The 856-nt window shown below is 58.5% G+C and carries 1 protein-coding gene and 1 pseudogene; both read right to left on the minus strand.

Annotated elements, in window-relative coordinates; all coding sequences use genetic code 11:
* Positions 1–209: pseudogene (locus D3H34_RS33120) on the minus strand (2-hydroxyacid dehydrogenase); the annotation flags it as partial.
* A gap of 18 nt (positions 210–227) precedes the next feature.
* Positions 228–653 (minus strand): VOC family protein, encoded by a 426-nt coding sequence (locus D3H34_RS33125; RefSeq protein WP_119558908.1) that lies wholly within the window; start codon positions 651–653, stop codon positions 228–230.
* Between the last annotated feature and the right edge of the window lie 203 nt (positions 654–856).

The raw sequence follows: 856 nt of genomic DNA on the forward strand, positions 1-856 counted from the left end.
ACCAGCCGCAATGCCGGAAGCTGCGCCATGCACGGACCGGACAGACCGGTCGTGCCGTTGGTCACCACGGCGACGACTTCATGTCGCGCACCAGCGGCGATGGCGGCGGCATCGGGGCCGTCCGGATGGTAGTGAAGGATGTAGCTCGAGGAAAGCGCGTCGCGGGTTTCCTGCGGCAACGGGATCAGTGCCAGAACATGGTGTGCCATAGAGGGTGTGCTCCGAAACTAGACTGCGGCGATGGGAGCTGAAGCCGACATGACCTCCTTGGTCGCGCCCTTCCAGCCGGTTTCGGTGAGGTCAAAGACGATGCCATCGGGCATGCGGTACTTGACCTCGTAAAAGACGTTCGGATCGGCTTCCTTGCGCCCCGTCAGATAGCTGCCGCCGGCGGCCTTGATCCGCTCTTCGGCCGCCTCCAGGTTGTCGACCCACATGCCGAAGTGGATGACACCGCGCACATCCTTCAGCCCCGCGTAGCCCGGCACGGTCTCATCCTTGAAGTTGAGCAGCGCCACATTCATGACCCCATCCGTCATATACCAGCCGCGCATCGCGCGCCCGGCGCGAGTCATGCCGAAGGCCTGCTCGAAGAACTGCGCCGCGGCCTCTGGATCGCTGACCGAAAGCGCTATATGCCTGAGTTTTTCCATGCCTATCTCCTTTTTTGAATGCCACATTGAACATGGCAATGTTACTCAAAAAAGTTGAATTTGGTACACCAAATTTGATTTTGGTGTATCAGATGAGAAAAAACGCCAAGCCACACTGGATTCGATGGACTGTGCACGCCGGCTGTAACGCTCGTCGTACTTCGCCATGAAAAACACCCCAATGATTGGACTTCTGTCCAACC

Source organism: Acidovorax cavernicola (genome assembly GCF_003581445.1).